This is a genomic window from Shewanella sp. LZH-2, from assembly GCF_016859145.1.
Classification (GTDB): Bacteria; Pseudomonadota; Gammaproteobacteria; order Enterobacterales; family Shewanellaceae; genus Shewanella; species Shewanella xiamenensis.
Map to the genome: position 1 here is coordinate 1713076 of NZ_CP069350.1, position 16885 is coordinate 1729960.

Below are 16885 nucleotides of genomic sequence, written 5' to 3' on the forward strand. Positions count from 1 at the left end.
TCAGTGCTTTTAGGTTGAGCGTGTTGTTAGCTCAATTTACGATTTTTTAGCATCGTTTTGTGACGCTTGAATTGCCGTGAGGGCGATAGTGTAGACAATGTCATCCACTAACGCGCCACGGGATAAGTCGTTCACAGGTTTACGCATGCCTTGTAGCATTGGGCCAATACTGATCAGGTCAGCACTACGTTGTACAGCCTTGTAGGTAGTGTTACCCGTGTTGAGATCGGGGAACACAAACACAGTGGCTTGACCTGCTACAGGGCTGTTAGGTGCCTTAGAGCGAGCCACGTTTGGCATAACGGCCGCGTCATATTGCAGTGGACCGTCAATAACCAGATCAGGACGTTTTTCTTTGGCGATACGAGTGGCTTCACGTACTTTATCCACATCTGAACCAGTACCTGAGTTACCCGTTGAGTAGCTGATCATCGCCACTCTTGGCTCGATACCAAAGGCCTTAGCAGATTCTGCCGATTGAATCGCGATATCGGCCAGTTGTTCGGCATTAGGATCGGGGTTAATCGCGCAGTCACCGTAAACCAGCACTTGATCCGGCATCAACATAAAGAAGATGGAAGAAACAAGGCTCGAGCCTGGGGCTGTTTTGATCAATTGCAGCGGTGGACGAATGGTGTTGGCGGTGGTGTTAACCGCGCCAGAGACAATGCCATCGACTTCGTCTTGTGCCAGCATCATAGTGCCGAGCACCATGTTGTCTTCTAACTGCTCTTTGGCAACGACTTCGGTTAAGCCTTTACTACGGCGTAGATCCAACATTGGCTCTACATAGCGATCACGTACTTCATCGGGGTCGACAATAACAACGCCTTCACCCAGAACGACATCTTGCTGAGCCGCTATACGCAGAATTTCATCTTTTTTACCTAATAGCACGCAACGCGCGATACCACGTTCAGCACAAATGGCCGCGGCTTTGATCGTACGAGGTTCATCACCTTCAGGCAGCACCACGGTTTTGTGGGCGGCACGGGCAAGCTCGGTTAGCTTGTAACGGAACGCTGGTGGTGACAAGCGATGTTCCCGCGGAGAGTTTTTCGTGACACTCTCAATCCACGTTTGGTCGATATGGCTAGCGACATATTCCTGCACTAAGTCGATACGAACGGCATCATCGACAGGCACTTCATGGTCGAAGCGTTGGATATTTAATGAGGTTTGCCAAGTATTGGTATCAATCAGGAAAACCGGTAAACCTGTCTCAAAAGCTTGTTCACAGAGTTTAAGGATCTCTGGCTCAGGCTCGTAGCTACCTGTCAGCAGCAGGGCACCAATCTTCACGCCGTTCATGGCGGCAAGACACGCAGATACAATCACATCGGAGCGATCGCCAGAAGTCACCAGTAAGGAGTCTGTCTTAATATGGTTGACCATATTAGGCAAGCTGCGAGCACAGAAGGTGACTTTACGTAGACGGCGAATATTCATCTCACCGGCATTAAGAATCCGTGCGCGTAAATGTTTAGCTAAATCAGAGGCGCGTGGTGCGACTAAGTCTAGGTTGTAAGGCACGCTACCTAAAATGCGCAGTGGGCTTTTACCCGGCAGTTGGAACATGATAGAGGCATCAGAGCGTTGTACACCTTGATGATCAAACACTTCTGATAAGTCAGGGCGTGCACGACCTTCATCGTCCACCGGTGCACCAATCTTATTGATCACGGCACCAATCAGACGTTTGTTGTTTTTGCCACCCCAAGAGTTGTAGGCAATTTCGAGGCGATTCATTAACCCTGTTGGAGTATCACTGCCAGGAGTGGCAATGAAAATCACGTCCGCATCCATGGCTTTAGCGATAGCGTAGTTAACGTCATCGGCAAAGGGATGGTTGCGGGTAGGTACCAGACCTTCAACAATCAGGGTTTCGGTGTTGCTGGCGCATTCTGCGGCGCGGGCAATGATTTGCTCCATCAGCACATCGGTTTGATCGGCGCGGATCAACGCTTCAGCATGGGCCATATCGAAGGGCTCTAACGGATTAACCGTTGGCGATTTGCTTAAAATCGTGGTTGAGCGTTCTGGACCGTTGTCATTCGGACGAAGCTGTGAAATAGGCTTAAAGAATTGGACTTTTACCCCGTGGCGCTCTAATGCGCGCACCATACCAAGGCTTAAGGAGGTCAGGCCGACTCCTGTACCTATGGGGATTAACATAATATTTCGAGACATAAAAACCTCTAAGTTCGATGGTTTTTGGCAGAGTAGTCTCTGCGGATTTGCTTGTGTTTGTTTAGTTGTAGGTCACTAATAATAAAGCCGTTTGACGACGCAAACGGCTTAATGAGTCTTATTATTTACTAATGAGTTTAATTGAATCTTCGGCGATAACCCACTCTTCGTTGGTTGGGATGACCATAGCGACAGTACTGTTGCCGGCGGTGATAATGCCTTTCTTACCGAAGCGTGCCGCTTTGTTGCGCTCGCTATCAACATGGAAATTAAAGATTTGCAGCATGTTGAGTACTTTTTCGCGGATAATATCGGAGTTTTCGCCGATACCGCCAGTAAAGACTACGGCATCTAAACGACCAAGTGGAACAGTATAAGAAGCAATGTATTTCGCTAGACGGTAGCAGAAAATCTCCAGTGCTAAGGTTGCACCTTTATGGCCATCGGCATAACCTTCTTCGATGCCACGGCAGTCGTTAGTCAGTTCAGAAATCCCCAGCAGACCACTTTGCTTGTTCATCAGGTTGTTGACTTCTTCCAGCGTGTAACCGAGTTGGTGTACTAAGTGGTAGATGATCGATGGGTCGAGATCGCCACAGCGTGTGCCCATGACTAAGCCTTCAAGCGGCGTCAGTCCCATTGAGGTATCAACGCTCTTGCCGCCTTTAACCGCCGTCACAGAGGCACCGTTACCTAAGTGCGCGCAGATCACATTGGTTTCTTCTAAAGGCTTGTTCAACACTTTAGCGGCTTCACGGCTGACAAACAGGTGGCTAGTGCCGTGCATGCCATAACGACGGATACCGTGCTCACGGTACAATTTGTATGGCAGGGCGTAGATGAAAGCGCGCTCTGGCATACTTTGGTGGAACGCAGTATCGAACACCGCCACTTGTGGCAGTTTAGGGAAAGATGCAATGGCGGCGCGAATGCCGATAAGGTGCGCAGGGTTATGCAGCGGTGCTAGAGATGAACACTCTTCAATACCTTTGATCACATGCTCGTCGATGATCACAGAGCGGGTGAACTTTTCTCCACCGTGTACGATACGGTGACCAACGGCTTGAATTTGTGCGGCTAATTCAGGTTGACCGGCAAGGATTTTATTGACGATAAATTCAACGGCTTCACGGTGAGCGGTGAATGCACCTAAAGAGGACTCATGTTTTTCACCGTTGATTTTCCATTTAATGCGCGAGTCTTCTAAGCCAAAACACTCGGCGAGGCCAGAGATCTGATCGTCACCTGTTTGCGCGTCAATGACGGCAAATTTGAGTGAGGAGCTACCGCAATTGAGTACTAAAACCAGTTTATTAGACATGTGTAAACCTTTTGCCATTGTGTTTAAGTTAACGATTCAAAATCTTGGGAACACGCGAGTAATTTGCCATCACAGTCTTGGGGCGAAGTGCCAGATTGTGCTATGGTAAAAGCAGTATTCCTCTGTAGTAGGTGTCTAAAATTGAGTCTCAATATTCTCAAAACCTTAGGTGACGGTCGTCGTTATATGAAGACGTGGCCTATGGTTAGACAACTGGGTTTGTATTTTCCTGAGTATCGGGTGGTACGCGCCACTCAGCTTGCCATTCTGGTGATGCCAGTATTGGCAATTTTAGCGAGTGTGAGTCAGCTCTATACCTATGGTTGGGGATTTTTACCCCAAGCACTCACTATCGCGTTGTTTTTTATCAGCCTGCCATTGCAGGGCTTGTTATGGCTAGGCTGGCGTGCGCGCCATCCATTACCGTTATCGCTGTTCGACTGGAGTAATCAGTTGAGTGCGAAATTGTCTGCCATGGGCATTCATTGCCAATCCTTGGGCGCTAAGGCGTGTTACCTTGATATGGCGCTCATCTTAAAAATAGCCTTTGAGCGCTTAGATGCCAGTTATTGGGAGGAGCTTTAAGCCTCCCTTGGCGCTTAATATGCCGCGTTAATCCCCTGTGAGCTAAACACGGCTTTAATTTTTTCCATGGTTTCGCGACTAGGTGGTGCGACACCATCGAGTTGATAGCTTTCTCCCATCGCTTCCCACTTGTGTTTACCCAGCTCGTGGTAGGGCAGGAGTTCTACTTTTTCAATATTCTTCATGGGTTTGATAAATTCGGCCAGTTGTAATGCCGAGGCTTCATCATCAGTAAATCCACCCACAACCACATAACGTATCCAAGTTGGCTGATTGCGTTTGGTGAGGTACTCGGCAAATTGCAGCGTTCTGTGGTTGCTAACCTTGGTCAGTTCAATGTGTTTATCGTCATTCATCTGTTTGATATCGAGCAACACCAGATCGGTATTATCGAGTAGCTCATCAATCACTGGCGTGTACTTACGCACAAAGCCATTGGTATCTAAACAGGTATGAATGCCTTCTTTTTTACAGGCTTTAAAGAGTTCGGCGACAAACTCCGCTTGTAATATGGCTTCGCCGCCGCTAGCGGTGACGCCGCCGTTGCTGGCATCGAGGAAGGGGCGGTAGCTAATGATTTGGCTCATTAACTCGTCGACTTGTACTTCCTTACCGCCATCAAGATCCCAAGTATCACGGTTGTGGCAATATTGGCAGCGCATTAAACAGCCCTGCATAAAGGTGATAAACCGTATGCCTGGACCATCCACTGTGCCAAAGGATTCCACTGAGTGGATCCGACCGGTAACTGCCATTGTGACTCCTGTTGAAATAAGTGAGGCTGTAGCACATTGTACTACAGCCTTACCTAATTTAGCTTACAGACCTTTTGTGAACGTACGCGTGATCACATCTTGTTGCTGTTCTGGAGTCAGTGAGTTGAAGCGAACTGCATAACCAGAAACACGAATGGTCAGTTGTGGATACTTGTCTGGGTTGACAACCGCATCCTCGAGCATTTCACGGTTCATCACGTTCACGTTCAAGTGTTGACCGCCTTCGTGTCCTTCGTTGTGGGCAAAATATCCGTCCATCAACGCTGCTAAGTTGGTACGACGACCATCTTCATCTTTACCTAGAGCATTAGGTACGATAGAGAAGGTGTAAGAGATACCGTCCTGAGCGTGGGCGAAAGGCAGTTTAGCCACTGAGGTTAACGAGGCGATTGCGCCTTTTTCATCACGGCCATGCATTGGGTTTGCACCCGGTGCAAATGGCGCACCTGAACGACGACCGTCTGGTGTGTTACCGGTTTTCTTACCATAAACCACGTTCGAGGTGATGGTCAGAATTGACTGAGTTGGGATCGCGTTGCGGTACATTTTACGGTCGCGAATTTTCGCCATAAAACGTTCAACTAAGTCACAGGCGATATCGTCAACACGTGGGTCGTTGTTACCAAATTTTGGATAGTCACCACTGATCTCAAAGTCAACGGCAATGCCATTTTCATCACGTACAGGTTTAACTTGAGCGTACTTGATGGCTGATAGTGAGTCGGCTGCGATTGAAAGCCCTGCGATACCACAGGCCATAGTGCGACGTACATCTCTGTCGTGCAGCGCCATTAGCGCAGCTTCGTAGGAGTACTTGTCGTGCATGTAGTGAATGGCGTTCAGTGCTGTGACATATTGCGTTGCTAACCAATCCATTAAACCGTCTAAGCGATTCATCACATCATCAAAGTTCAGCACTTCGTCAGTGATTGGGTCGGCTTTTGGCGCGATTTGGATTTTCAGTTTTTCGTCAACGCCGCCGTTAATCGCATATAGCATGGTTTTCGCTAAGTTAGCGCGAGCACCGAAGAACTGCATGTGTTTACCCACAACCATTGGGCTCACGCAGCAAGCGATCGCATAATCGTCAGATTGGAAATCTGGACGCATTAAGTCATCGTTTTCGTACTGGATTGAGCTGGTGTCGATAGACACTTTTGCGCAGTACTTTTTAAAGCCAACAGGCAGTTTTTCAGACCAGAGCACAGTGATATTTGGCTCAGGGCTTGGGCCCATGGTGTATAGCGTGTTCAAGAAGCGGAAGCTTGATTTGGTCACCAGTGTACGGCCATCTAAGCCCATACCGCCGATAGATTCGGTTGCCCAAATTGGATCGCCTGAGAATAACTCATCGTATTCTGGAGTACGTAGGAAGCGCACCATACGCAGTTTCATCACGAAATGGTCAATCATTTCTTGAGCTTGTTGCTCAGTGATCACGCCGTTTTTCAGATCGCGTTCAATGTAGATATCCAGGAACGTTGAAGTACGGCCTAAAGACATGGCCGCGCCGTTTTGGCTCTTAACCGCAGCTAAGTAGCCAAAATATGTCCATTGGATCGCTTCTTTGGCGTTTGCGGCTGGGCGAGAAATATCGAAACCGTATTTTGCGGCCATTTTCTTCATTTGGCCCAGTGCGCGGTGCTGCTCGGCAATTTCTTCACGCAGTTGGATAACGTTAGATAAATCTTCGCCGGCTTCAAACTGGGCTTGCAGTGAGCTGAACTGGGCAAATTTATCCTTCATTAAGAAGTCGATACCGTAAAGTGCAACACGGCGATAGTCACCGATGATACGGCCACGGCCATAGGCGTCGGGTAAACCGGTTAATACGCCAGATTTACGGCACGCCATGATTTCTGGGGTATAGACGTCGAATACGCCTTGGTTGTGGGTTTTACGCAGTTCTGAATAAATGTATTTAACATCTTCATCTAGTACGCGATCGTAGGCGGCGCATGAGCTTTCCACCATACGAATACCACCGTTAGGCAACATAGCGCGTTTGAGCGGCGCATCAGTTTGTAAACCAACGATAGTTTCTAAATCTTTATTGATATAACCCGCGTCGTGGGAAGTGATGGTTGAAACCATCTTAGTGTCGAAATCAACTGGCGCATGGGTACGGTTTTCTTGCTTGATGCCTTCCATCACTTTGTCCCACAACTTGGTTGTGGCTTCGGTGGCACCGGCTAGGAATGACTCGTCACCTTCATAGGGAGCATAGTTTTGTTGAATAAAGTCACGTACATTGACTTCAGATTTCCAATCGCCAGGGGTAAAACCTTCCCATGCGTTGGCAAACAGTTCAGTTTTGTCGGTCATCGTACTAATACCTTTTGGTTGAGATAAAGGTCATTGGCGCTCATGGGGTAAGCCATGTTGAGTATAGGCCAATTGCTATTTCCTGATTAAAGCTCCCTTCAAGATGACGCCCTATGATGGGAACTGGAACTTGGGGATGTTTATCGCGCCAAGTGTCTGTCTATTGATACCCGATAAGATGACAAATATACGTTTAACGTGGATTATCGGCTATCGATAACTCTTTTTATAAATTGGTAAGACCAATTATCCATAAGCATATTAACATAGCTCTTACTGTCTCGCATCTTAAACGGGCGAGTTTGTCCTCTGTTAATCTTAAATTTGCTAGCGAGGTAGCATTTTTTTAGCACAATAAGGATTAAAGCACGCTTTTGTTGGCCCATTGCGGGCTGAAGCTATCGCTTATTTAACAGACTGTCGCGCTTTTAACCGGCGAAAGCTATCACCGTATCGATTGATTTTTAATGGTTACGATTTAATCTCCAATTGGCAGGTAAAGCTGCGATGAAAAAGGCCTGATTATACGGAATGCTTGGCGGTGCTAAAGCATTTAAAGTTATGGAGGTTGATGCGGAATATTGTTGTGTTGGGCTTCGAATACTGTGATTTCTTGTTGAGCTGCTATTTAAAAGATTGCAGCACTTAGTCAACAAGCTGCCATCTCAGTGAAGGATACTTATGCTTCACTCACTCTGTATAAGGTTAAATCTGCTTAATCTAGTCAGTGAATAATGCTTAGATGGGCGGTGATAAATTGGTAAAATGCAAACAAAATTGGTATGACCAATTAACCTATTGTGTTTACCTCTTCAAAAATTTTACATTTTACCTGTGAATAACATCACGCTTTGGCAAACTCTGCTTCACGGCGAACACGATTTGTATGTTACAAAGCGTGACTTTAGTGAGTCATCATTTAAGCAAGTCTTAATGTAAATTTTGATTGGTTTGATCTGCGCCTCGGCGCTGTAGGAGAGACCTATGTTGCAAGTTCGCGTTTGTTTATCGGGTTTGGGAGTACGGTTATGAAAGACTCACATGCTAACGCTCCACAGACATCATCAAATGGCTATGAGCCTGTGCAGGTTTCTTCGCATTTTAGTTGTTATCACCAAGCCGAAATCTATGGCAAAAGTAAAGTGGTTAAGGCGCCTTGGCAATCCTTTGGTTTAGCGGTGTTTGCGGGAGCCTTTATTGCTTTAGCCTTTGTGTTTTACCTGACAGTCACCACGGGCGCGGGCGATAGTGCATGGGGCTTAGTACGTCTTGTGGGCGGTATCGCCTTTAGCTTAGGGTTAATTTTGGTCGTGATTTGCGGCGGCGAGCTGTTCACTAGTTCAGTCTTAAGCAGCGTGGCTTGGGCGCAAAAACAAGTGACTACCAGTGAGTTACTCAAATGTTGGACGCGAGTTTACCTAGGCAACTTTGTCGGCGCCATGTTGATGGTCGGCTTGATTATGGCGGCGGGCTTATATGAGCTTGATGGCGGAAATTGGGGACTAAATGCTTTAAAGGTCTCACAACACAAGCTGCACCATACATGGATTCAAGCATTTAGCTTAGGTATTTTATGTAATATGCTGGTATGTCTTGGTATTTGGATGACCTTCGCCAGTCGCGAATCACTAACCAAAGCCATTTTATTGATCCTACCTGTAGCCATGTTTGTTAGTAGCGGTTTTGAGCACAGCATTGCAAACCTGTTTATGGTGCCGTTTGGGATAACAATTCAAGCTGTGGCAAGTCCGGAATTTTTTGCTTCCTTAGGTATTACCCAAGAACAATTTGCCGATTTAACCGTAACAAATTTTGTATTCAATAACTTAATTCCTGTGACCTTAGGCAACATCGTCGGCGGCGGCGTGATTGTTGGCCTCGGCTATTGGTGGATTGAGCAAGGACAACTTGCCTTACCCGATCCACAAAAATCCCATCAGGCCCATTTTTTCGCGTCACCATTGCATACTGAAAAGGCGAAAAATAGCCAAGAGACTAAGTCATTAAGGGACTAAGTAATTAAGAGAAAGTAATCAAGAGAGTAAGGCACTTAGGTTTGTGAGTCTCTCTGTGAGTGATATTTGCCTTAGGCTCATAAAAAAATGCCCAGTTTTACTGGGCATTTTTTTGTTTTTTCACCGCAAAGGCTTTTTTATGCAGATTACTTGTTTGTGATAGATGTGACCATTTTGCATATTCATGCAAGTGAATGAAGATTTTATATACTGATTTACGGCGCTTTAGTTTATAGTGCGGCCTTTTCCGTTTGACATAAAATGGCGCATCTATGACGACTCCACCTTCGACGAATCAGCCAACAGAAGCAGCTCAGACTGCTCCGGCATCATCCGCTTCACACACTCCCTCACCATTTCAAATGCCCGATACCTTAGTGATCATCTTTTTTGTGGCATTGCTTGCGGGATTAATGACTTACTTTATCCCAATCGGGTCGTTTCAAACCCAAGAGGTGCATTATCTGGCTGATGGTGTCGATAAAGCGCGGACGGTGGTCGACCCTACTTCTTTTGCTTATCAATTGGATGCTGCGGGCGAGCCTAGGTTACAACCCGTGGCATTGTTTAAAGGCGAGGGCGGGGTTGGCTTTTTTAACTTCGCCTTTGAGGGCCTAACTTCAGGATCTAAATGGGGCAGTGCGATTGGCGTGATCATGTTTATGCTGGTGATTGGCGGCTCCTTTGGAGTGGTGATGGCCACAGGCACCATAGATAACGGCATCTTAAAGTTAATCGATAAAACCCGTGGCAATGAAAAGTTGTTCATTCCGGTGATATTTACGCTGTTTTCCCTTGGTGGCGCCGTGTTTGGCATGGGAGAAGAGGCCATAGCTTTTGCCATTATCATCTGCCCATTAATGATCCGTTTGGGCTATGACGGCATCACCACTGTGATGGTGACCTATGTGGCGACTCAAATTGGTTTTGCCAGTTCTTGGATGAATCCCTTCAGTGTGGCGATTGCCCAGGGTATTGCGGGAATACCGGTTCTTTCAGGCAGTGAGTTTCGCTTTCCTATGTGGCTTGGATTCACCTTGCTCGGGATTGTTTTTACCATGCGTTACGCCCATCGCATTCAGCAGCAACCCAGTTTATCCCATAGTTTTCAGTCCGATGCTTATTTTCGAGAGCATCATGCCAATACGACATTAGAGAGTCGCTTTAATCTTGGCGATATACTGGTTTTAGCATTGTTAGTGCTCACTATGGGATGGGTGATTTGGGGCGTAGTGGTAAAAGCTTGGTTTATCCCTGAGATTGCCAGTCAGTTTTTTACCATGGGTATGGTAGCTGGCGTCATTGGCTGCGTGTTTAAACTTAATGGATTGACGCTTAACAAGGTGGCGCAGAGTTTTAAGGACGGCGCTAAAACCATGTTAGAGCCTGCTCTTTTAGTGGGATGTGCCTCGGGGATTTTACTGCTCCTTGGCGGCGGTGCACCGACTGAACCGAGCGTGTTAAATACGGTACTTAACAGTGCTGGCGGGGTGATTGGCCATCTGCCGGATGCGCTCTCGGCGTGGTTTATGTTGCTGTTTCAATCCGTATTCAACTTTTTTGTGACTTCAGGGTCAGGGCAGGCTGCCTTGACTATGCCACTGATGGCACCTCTTTCTGACATCGTTGGTGTGACGCGCCAAGTGGCGGTATTGGCCTTTCAATTAGGCGATGGCCTCACCAATATCATAGTGCCCACTTCAGCGTCTTTGATGGCCACTCTTGGCGTATGCCGCGTCGATTGGGGTAACTGGCTGAAATTTGTATGGCGCTTTATGTTGCTGCTGATGCTGGTCTCAAGCGTACTGGTGATTGGCGCGCATTATCTTGGATTTAACTAGGTGCGAGAATTTAGCTAGGCGCTAGGGGTAACCTGAAGCAGCGGGGTAAATAGGAGCTAAGGTTTGACTTAGTCATATTGGTTCAAAAGTATATAAAAAAACGGCATCCGAGGATGCCGTTTTTGTTGTGGTTTTCTATCTTCCTAAAGGGAAATTAGAATTTCACTTTGTATCCTGCAAATACGACACGACCTAAGATGTTATGAGTATCTGTATCGTATCCTGGATAGCCTAAGCTGTAGTTAACAGTTGGCATTGCATCAAACAGGTTACGAGCACCTACAGTGACTTTACCGTAGCTGTCGAAGTCGTAGTTCAGTGTCAGATCCCACGTGGTGAAAGATGAGAAGTCTTGTTTATTCGTGCCAACTTCTTGTTGTTGTGGCGTTTCACCATCGTAAGAATCAATGTACTTAGCAATCAAAGATGCAGAGAAGTCATCAATTGCATAGCTAAATGTCGTGTTGAAGCGTAGTGGCGGATAACCTTTAGTACCTAACACATCATAACGTTTAGCAATTGGGCTTGCTTGTTCGGTGTATTCCAGGGCATAAGTACCTTCAACTGCAAACTTAAATGTACCAATTTCCCCTAAATCGAAGTTTGACGTGAAAGATACGTCAAGACCCGAAGTTTGTACGCCGTCCATGTTGATGTTGCCTGCACCAATCTCATCGATAGTGCCATCAGCTTTACGTTTAACATAGATGTATTTAGGGTCATAGGCACCTAAGCCACCAATTGCTTCTAAGTCAACGATAGTTTGTGCACCGATGTAGCTTACTTGATCAGTGATTTCAATGTTGTAGTAATCAACAACAAAATCGATATTCTCAGTAATATTCCACACTGCGCCGAAAGCGTATTGAGCAGATTTCTCTGGATCTAGGTCTTTATTACCTGAACTCTTACGCAGATATTGGTTATCTTCACAAGCAGGATTACCGTTTTGTTGATCAGGTGGTAGACTTTGGCACAGAGTAGTATCTGTGACTCTATCGTAACTAGTTGCTGGTTTGCCTAACAGGTCATCTAGTGATGGTGCTCTAAAGCCTTGGCCATAAGATGCACGTAGCACTAAGTTATCTAAGGCTTCGTAACGTACGTTTACAGAGCTAGAAAGCTGACCAACATCTGGTAAGCTATATTGGTCGTAACGGCTTGCGAGCTTCACGTTCAAGTGATCTAAAACTGGTAACTCTAACTCAACGAATGCCGCTTTGTAGCTTCTATCGCCAGCAGAATCACCACCATAAGTCCCTAATACGTTACCAGCTGCTTGTTGAGCGTCACGGGAATCTTTGTATTCAATTTTTTGGTATTCCATACCAACAGCATAACCTAAGTCACCGCCAGGTAAGGAAATTGGAGCAAGTGCCGCCCATGACAATCCGGTGCCGGTTGTATTTGAGGTTGCTTTACGAGTAGCTGTGTGTAAGAAAGTATCTAAAGTGGCTTGAGTTGCGTTGCCACCTTCAACGAATGGGTTATACAAACCTTTATCAACCGCTTCTTGCAGCTTATCTTCGAAGACATAAGAGTCAGTTTCAATGTTTACAATTTGATCTGAGTATTGAACGTACCAGCTCAGAGAGCCTGCATCTAACTCAAGGTTTAAACCTGTTACTATGTCAACTACATTTGAGTCGAATTCCGTTGAACGGTCTGCTACGCCTTTCAAGCGATGATAAGCTTGAACTTCTGACGCATTAGCTGTGCCGAACGTTGGGTTTAATGGGTTATCGGCTGCTATGTATAGGTTAGGAGTCCACAGCGCAGTAGAAGATGTGATGGATTTATCACGCATTACGATAGCTTGACCAAACCACTCTAATTCATCAGTAATACGGTAAGTCATATTAGAGAATACAGAGTCTTTTGTTTGATCTGGGAGATAGTCAGTACCGTCAAACTGGTTAAAACCACAAGCTGAACCGTCTTTGGTGGTTACAATGCGATCGGCTGGACAATCTTTACCTGGAACCTGTAAGCCGGTATAGACAGGTGTGCCGAATGTGCCATCTGCGCCTTTCACTGGACGAGATTCAACTGGACGATATGTGCCTTCTGGCGCATACAAGCCGCTACGGCCGTATTTCTTATCCCAGTTAGCGGTTAAGTGAGGACGTTGGCCACCTTGCAGTGGATCAAATTGCTTGTGTTCGATGATTACTAAGCTGCTGCTTTTATCACTGGTATTACCAAAAGTGATAGAAGCCGACTTTTCATCTCTTCCGCCTTGAGTTGGGCTACCAAATTTTGCATCAAATGCTAAACCGTCGAAAGTCTTCTTAAGGATGATGTTGATTACACCACCGATAGCATCTGAACCATAAATTGCTGATGCACCGTCACGTAAAATTTCAATACGTTCAATTGCATCCATTGGAATTAAATTGAGGTTAGTGGCATCACCACCAAATGTAGCAGATGGCGCAATACGGCGACCGTTGATCAAGGTTAGCGTACGGTTTGAGCCTAAACCACGCATACCTGAGCTAGCATGGTTACTTGCAGAACTACCTGCATCGCTAATGAAGCTACCGGCAGTGTTAAATGGCATTTGTGCTAAAACAGCAGAAACATCGCTTAAACCTGTTTTTGCAATATCTTCAGCAGATAAAACTGTTACTGGTAACGCTGATTCCATATCCGTTCTTTGGATACGTGAACCTGTTACTTCAATGCGTTCTACCTTAGCGTTATCTCCTTCTTCAGCGTAAACAGCCATACTAGATAAAGCAGCTGTTGTAGCACCACCAATTAACGCAAAGCGAACCGCTTTGGCCAATGTTGAATTAGCGCGCATATCATTCTCCCTTAACACTTGTTATTTGTTTAGTTGTTATTTTAATTAAATACGGAACGTTATAGGAAATAAGTGCCTATTTAATTAGGCTCCAGATATAACCACAAGAAAATAACAAGTGCAACAGTTGATATTGATGTTGGTTACGATGTGTAAAGGTGTTTTGTTGCAAAAATGTTTGTCTTAAGTTGTTTTTTATTAGTTTATTACTGGCTTAGGGTGCGTTTAATCTTTTTTGCTAATGAAAACATGGCTTTTGTTTATTTTTGTTTGTTAATTTGTTTTTTATTTGTAAAAATTGAAAGCATTTGTAATAAAAAAATAATCATACTTTTTCAGTATGTGTAGATTTAAATTTAAGCAATATTAAATATACAGATTTTTATGCGGTATTTTGGAGTCTTTAATATTGAAAATATCTTAACGAAAGGATTTAAGAATGGTTTTATAAAGCTGTTATAGCCTTTATTAAATTTTTGAGAGTTCTTTATACTTAGTCAGTCTAAAGTTTTGTGAGTGAATTGATGGTGTGGATTTTAATTTGAAAAGGAGTGAATATAAATTCACTCCTTATTTTATTCTGTATGTTGTGTTATTAAATTTTTATTTAGTACGTTAAGTAGCCAAATATACTTACCGTATTTTATGCCTATTACTTAAGTTCAACTATAGTTGTGTCAATATTGGCCATTGGGTTGGGTAGATAATGAGTCAAATACCGAAGAGCGACGTAGGCAACGACGACAGTGGCGACACCGAGTTCAAAATCTGCCAACAACCTTACCCATTGAGTGAGATCGGTCATTTGACTAAATTGCTCAAGCCAGTGAGCGGTTTTAAAGAGTGCAGTAGCACCGATCACCATGGGGAAAGTAAAGGCTGCATAACCAGGGCTAAAGGGCAATTTAAGTAAATGGAAAAAAGCAAGGTAGATAACCGCTGTCATCAAAATAGCAATACTTGCTAATAAGGCGACTAAGGCGATTGATGGTTGCTCACAAACCGTTAAATAGCCTGCAAGTGATAAACTTGCGGGAGCAGCAAGGATGGCAATAGTGGGCTTAGCTGCGTCAGGAATCGCTTGACAAAAGATCAAGCGATAGAGCATCAGTGGCAGCATGACTAAATAGGCGATCATACCGAAGGCTAAAATGGTGTTAACTAACCAAGGTTCACCATTGCTGGGGAAAGACACAGCAGCCACTATGATGCCAATGGGTGGCACAAACCAGCTAGGCACCATATGTTCGAGTTTAAAGTCGATAGCACGATAGTAGATAAAGGCGCCTAAAAATACGATATGAATCGCAATGGCGGCTAACCAAAGGGCTAATCCCGCATGGGGAAAATAGTGACCGAGCAGGTTAGACACTACCATTAATGCCATGGCAAAAGTCGGTATTACGCTGCCGACGACGGGATGGCTAAGTTCATTTTTGAGCACTGTAGGATGCAGCAAAAACTTACCGGCTAGCATTAGTAACAGTGCTGAGGCAATAATTGCACCAATTAATTGACCCCAGCCATTCAGTGAAGGCATTACACTTTCCCAAGTCCACCCTAAGCTTGCGATTGCGAGTGCGAGTCCGCCCATAGGGCTAGGTAATTTTGCGGCCTGTGCGGTCCAACGTTTACGCTTTGAAGTCATATTACTTACCTCTCAACACTGACATTAATTCGATGTATCTATTTGTTAATGTCAGTGTATGACTAAGGTGTTAATAAATAAAATTGATTAATTTTATCCATTGATTCAGTTTTTATTAACTAGCAAGGTTTTCGTTTACAACGAAGCAAAGTATGCCCAAGCCCAATATTGTCAGTATCCTCATCGACGTATAAACCTGCTTGATGCAGCAAGGCCATCAAGTCCTTAGAGTGGTACATTCGACTATTGCCATTGGCCATTGCGGTGAAGTACAAGCTCGTGGCGTTAACACAATAGGCCGAGGCGGCAGAAGGCTGTCTATCCCAGAAGGTTTCGACAATAAACAACTGACTATTGGCTGTCATCGCATTTGCGGTGCGTTGCAAAATGCTCAAGATTTGCGCCTTAGAGAAGCAGTCAAGAAACTGACTCATCCAATAGGTATCAGCACCTTCAATAAAAGGGCGCGACTCATCGAGTAAGTCGGTGGCAAAGGTATGGACTCTATCGGTAACGCCATGTTTTGCAGCATTTTCTTTGGCAATGGCTAATTGCCCTGGAAAGTCCATCAGGGTCACTTCAACCTTAGGATCGAATTTGCAGCAGCTTAGAGCCCACTTTCCGGTGTTACCACCAATATCGACTAAGTGTTTTGGACTATGGGCAAAGACTAAGGGTAAAAGCTGCGGAAAAGCATGATCAGAATAATAATGATCAAATGCAAACCAACTCTCTTTTGCGGCGTGAGGCAGATCTTTCAATGCGGGATAGATAGTTTGCCAGTCACCAAATACACTCAGCCCCGCGGGTTTACCAGTGAGTAGCGCCTTATCCAGCGTAAATAATCCCTGATAACATACATCCTGCACAAAGTTGAGGTTGATTGCTGCCATATCATCATGCAGTAAAAAATGACCTGTTTTATCGAGGACATAGGCGTCTTCGTTAAGCCATACCAGCCCCATGCTTAGTCCCATATCCAATAACACCCCAAGGGCGTATTCACTCAACAGGTTCGTTTGGGCTAATTTCGCTAAGGTCACCCCTTGCTCACCAGCCTTATCAATAGTGGCGAGCACTTCAAATTTGAGTAGACAATGCGCGACCTGAAAACTCACGGGTCCAAAGGCAATTTTCTGTGCCTCAAACTTAGCATCAAAGGCGCTTAGCGCTTTTGGATTTTGGTAAAAAGACATAAAAGACTGACGTTAATCTTGGAGAGGGCTATTTATAGCGGACTGAATTGTTAAAGCTAGCATTGCACGGAAAAACTATGAACTGTGTCCAATTTCACCAATAAATCAGGCTCTTGATAGAAACAATATTCGTTCGAAAGAGATATGCATGGCAAGAATTAACTGACAGACATAAAAAT

Annotated in this window: 10 protein-coding genes; 3 read left to right on the top strand and 7 right to left on the bottom strand. The window is 45.2% G+C overall.

Annotated elements, in window-relative coordinates:
- Positions 1-36 precede the first annotated feature (36 nt).
- Both pta and ackA read right to left on the bottom strand, forming a co-directional pair.
- Positions 37-2190 carry a phosphate acetyltransferase gene (gene pta / locus JM642_RS07710; protein ID WP_037419786.1) on the bottom strand — a complete coding sequence of 718 codons (2154 nt, stop codon included), beginning with the start codon at positions 2188-2190 and terminating at the stop codon, positions 37-39.
- A 121-nt stretch (positions 2191-2311) separates the two neighbouring features.
- The gene (gene ackA, locus JM642_RS07715; RefSeq protein WP_203433360.1) at positions 2312-3511 is read right to left on the bottom strand and encodes an acetate kinase; all 1200 of its coding nucleotides are present in this window, start codon (positions 3509-3511) and stop codon (positions 2312-2314) included.
- Positions 3512-3652: 141 nt separating this feature from the next.
- Between ackA and yfbV the strand changes: the two genes are divergently transcribed.
- A complete protein-coding gene (gene yfbV, locus JM642_RS07720; protein WP_086023991.1) occupies positions 3653-4096 on the top strand; it encodes a terminus macrodomain insulation protein YfbV in 444 nt (147 codons plus the stop codon).
- A gap of 14 nt (positions 4097-4110) precedes the next feature.
- On the opposite strand, the gene pflA is transcribed toward yfbV, so the two are convergent.
- Positions 4111-4851 (bottom strand): pyruvate formate lyase 1-activating protein, encoded by a 741-nt coding sequence (pflA, locus tag JM642_RS07725; RefSeq protein ID WP_203433362.1) that lies wholly within the window; start codon positions 4849-4851, stop codon positions 4111-4113.
- 63 nt (positions 4852-4914) lie between these two features.
- Positions 4915-7197, bottom strand: a complete 2283-nt coding sequence (gene pflB, locus JM642_RS07730; protein ID WP_203433363.1) for a formate C-acetyltransferase — start codon at positions 7195-7197, stop codon at positions 4915-4917.
- A gap of 1028 nt (positions 7198-8225) precedes the next feature.
- On the opposite strand from pflB, the gene focA reads away from it, so the two are divergent.
- Positions 8226-9212 (top strand): formate transporter FocA, encoded by a 987-nt coding sequence (focA, locus tag JM642_RS07735; RefSeq protein WP_037426738.1) that lies wholly within the window; start codon positions 8226-8228, stop codon positions 9210-9212.
- 272 nt (positions 9213-9484) lie between these two features.
- Positions 9485-11053: a putative basic amino acid antiporter YfcC gene (gene yfcC, locus JM642_RS07740; protein WP_203433365.1), complete on the top strand. Its 1569-nt coding sequence runs from the start codon at positions 9485-9487 to the stop codon at positions 11051-11053.
- Between the two features lie 154 nt (positions 11054-11207).
- Here the strand turns inward: yfcC and JM642_RS07745 are convergent, their stop codons facing one another.
- The 3 genes from JM642_RS07745 to JM642_RS07755 form a co-directional block, all read right to left on the bottom strand.
- On the bottom strand, positions 11208-13862 hold the full coding sequence (locus JM642_RS07745; RefSeq protein WP_047537372.1) for a TonB-dependent receptor: 2655 nt from the start codon (positions 13860-13862) through the stop codon (positions 11208-11210).
- 652 nt (positions 13863-14514) lie between these two features.
- Complete coding sequence (locus tag JM642_RS07750) at positions 14515-15510, bottom strand: TDT family transporter (RefSeq protein WP_037419806.1); 996 nt, start codon at positions 15508-15510, stop codon at positions 14515-14517.
- 119 nt (positions 15511-15629) lie between these two features.
- Positions 15630-16706, bottom strand: coding sequence for a methyltransferase (locus JM642_RS07755; protein ID WP_069455210.1), 1077 nt, complete (start codon positions 16704-16706; stop codon positions 15630-15632).
- Positions 16707-16885: the final 179 nt, after the last annotated feature.

Excerpts from the sequence above, each read along its gene's own strand:
- pflB (WP_203433363.1), bottom strand. The coding sequence starts at position 7,197 with ATGACCGACAAAACTGAACTGTTTGCCAACGCATGGGAAGGTTTTACC.
- focA (WP_037426738.1), top strand. The coding sequence starts at position 8,226 with ATGAAAGACTCACATGCTAACGCTCCACAGACATCATCAAATGGCTAT.
- JM642_RS07745 (WP_047537372.1), bottom strand. The coding sequence starts at position 13,862 with ATGCGCGCTAATTCAACATTGGCCAAAGCGGTTCGCTTTGCGTTAATT.
- JM642_RS07750 (WP_037419806.1), bottom strand. The coding sequence starts at position 15,510 with ATGACTTCAAAGCGTAAACGTTGGACCGCACAGGCCGCAAAATTACCT.
- pflA (WP_203433362.1), bottom strand. The coding sequence starts at position 4,851 with ATGGCAGTTACCGGTCGGATCCACTCAGTGGAATCCTTTGGCACAGTG.
- JM642_RS07755 (WP_069455210.1), bottom strand. The coding sequence starts at position 16,706 with ATGTCTTTTTACCAAAATCCAAAAGCGCTAAGCGCCTTTGATGCTAAG.
- pta (WP_037419786.1), bottom strand. The coding sequence starts at position 2,190 with ATGTCTCGAAATATTATGTTAATCCCCATAGGTACAGGAGTCGGCCTG.
- ackA (WP_203433360.1), bottom strand. The coding sequence starts at position 3,511 with ATGTCTAATAAACTGGTTTTAGTACTCAATTGCGGTAGCTCCTCACTC.
- yfcC (WP_203433365.1), top strand. The coding sequence starts at position 9,485 with ATGACGACTCCACCTTCGACGAATCAGCCAACAGAAGCAGCTCAGACT.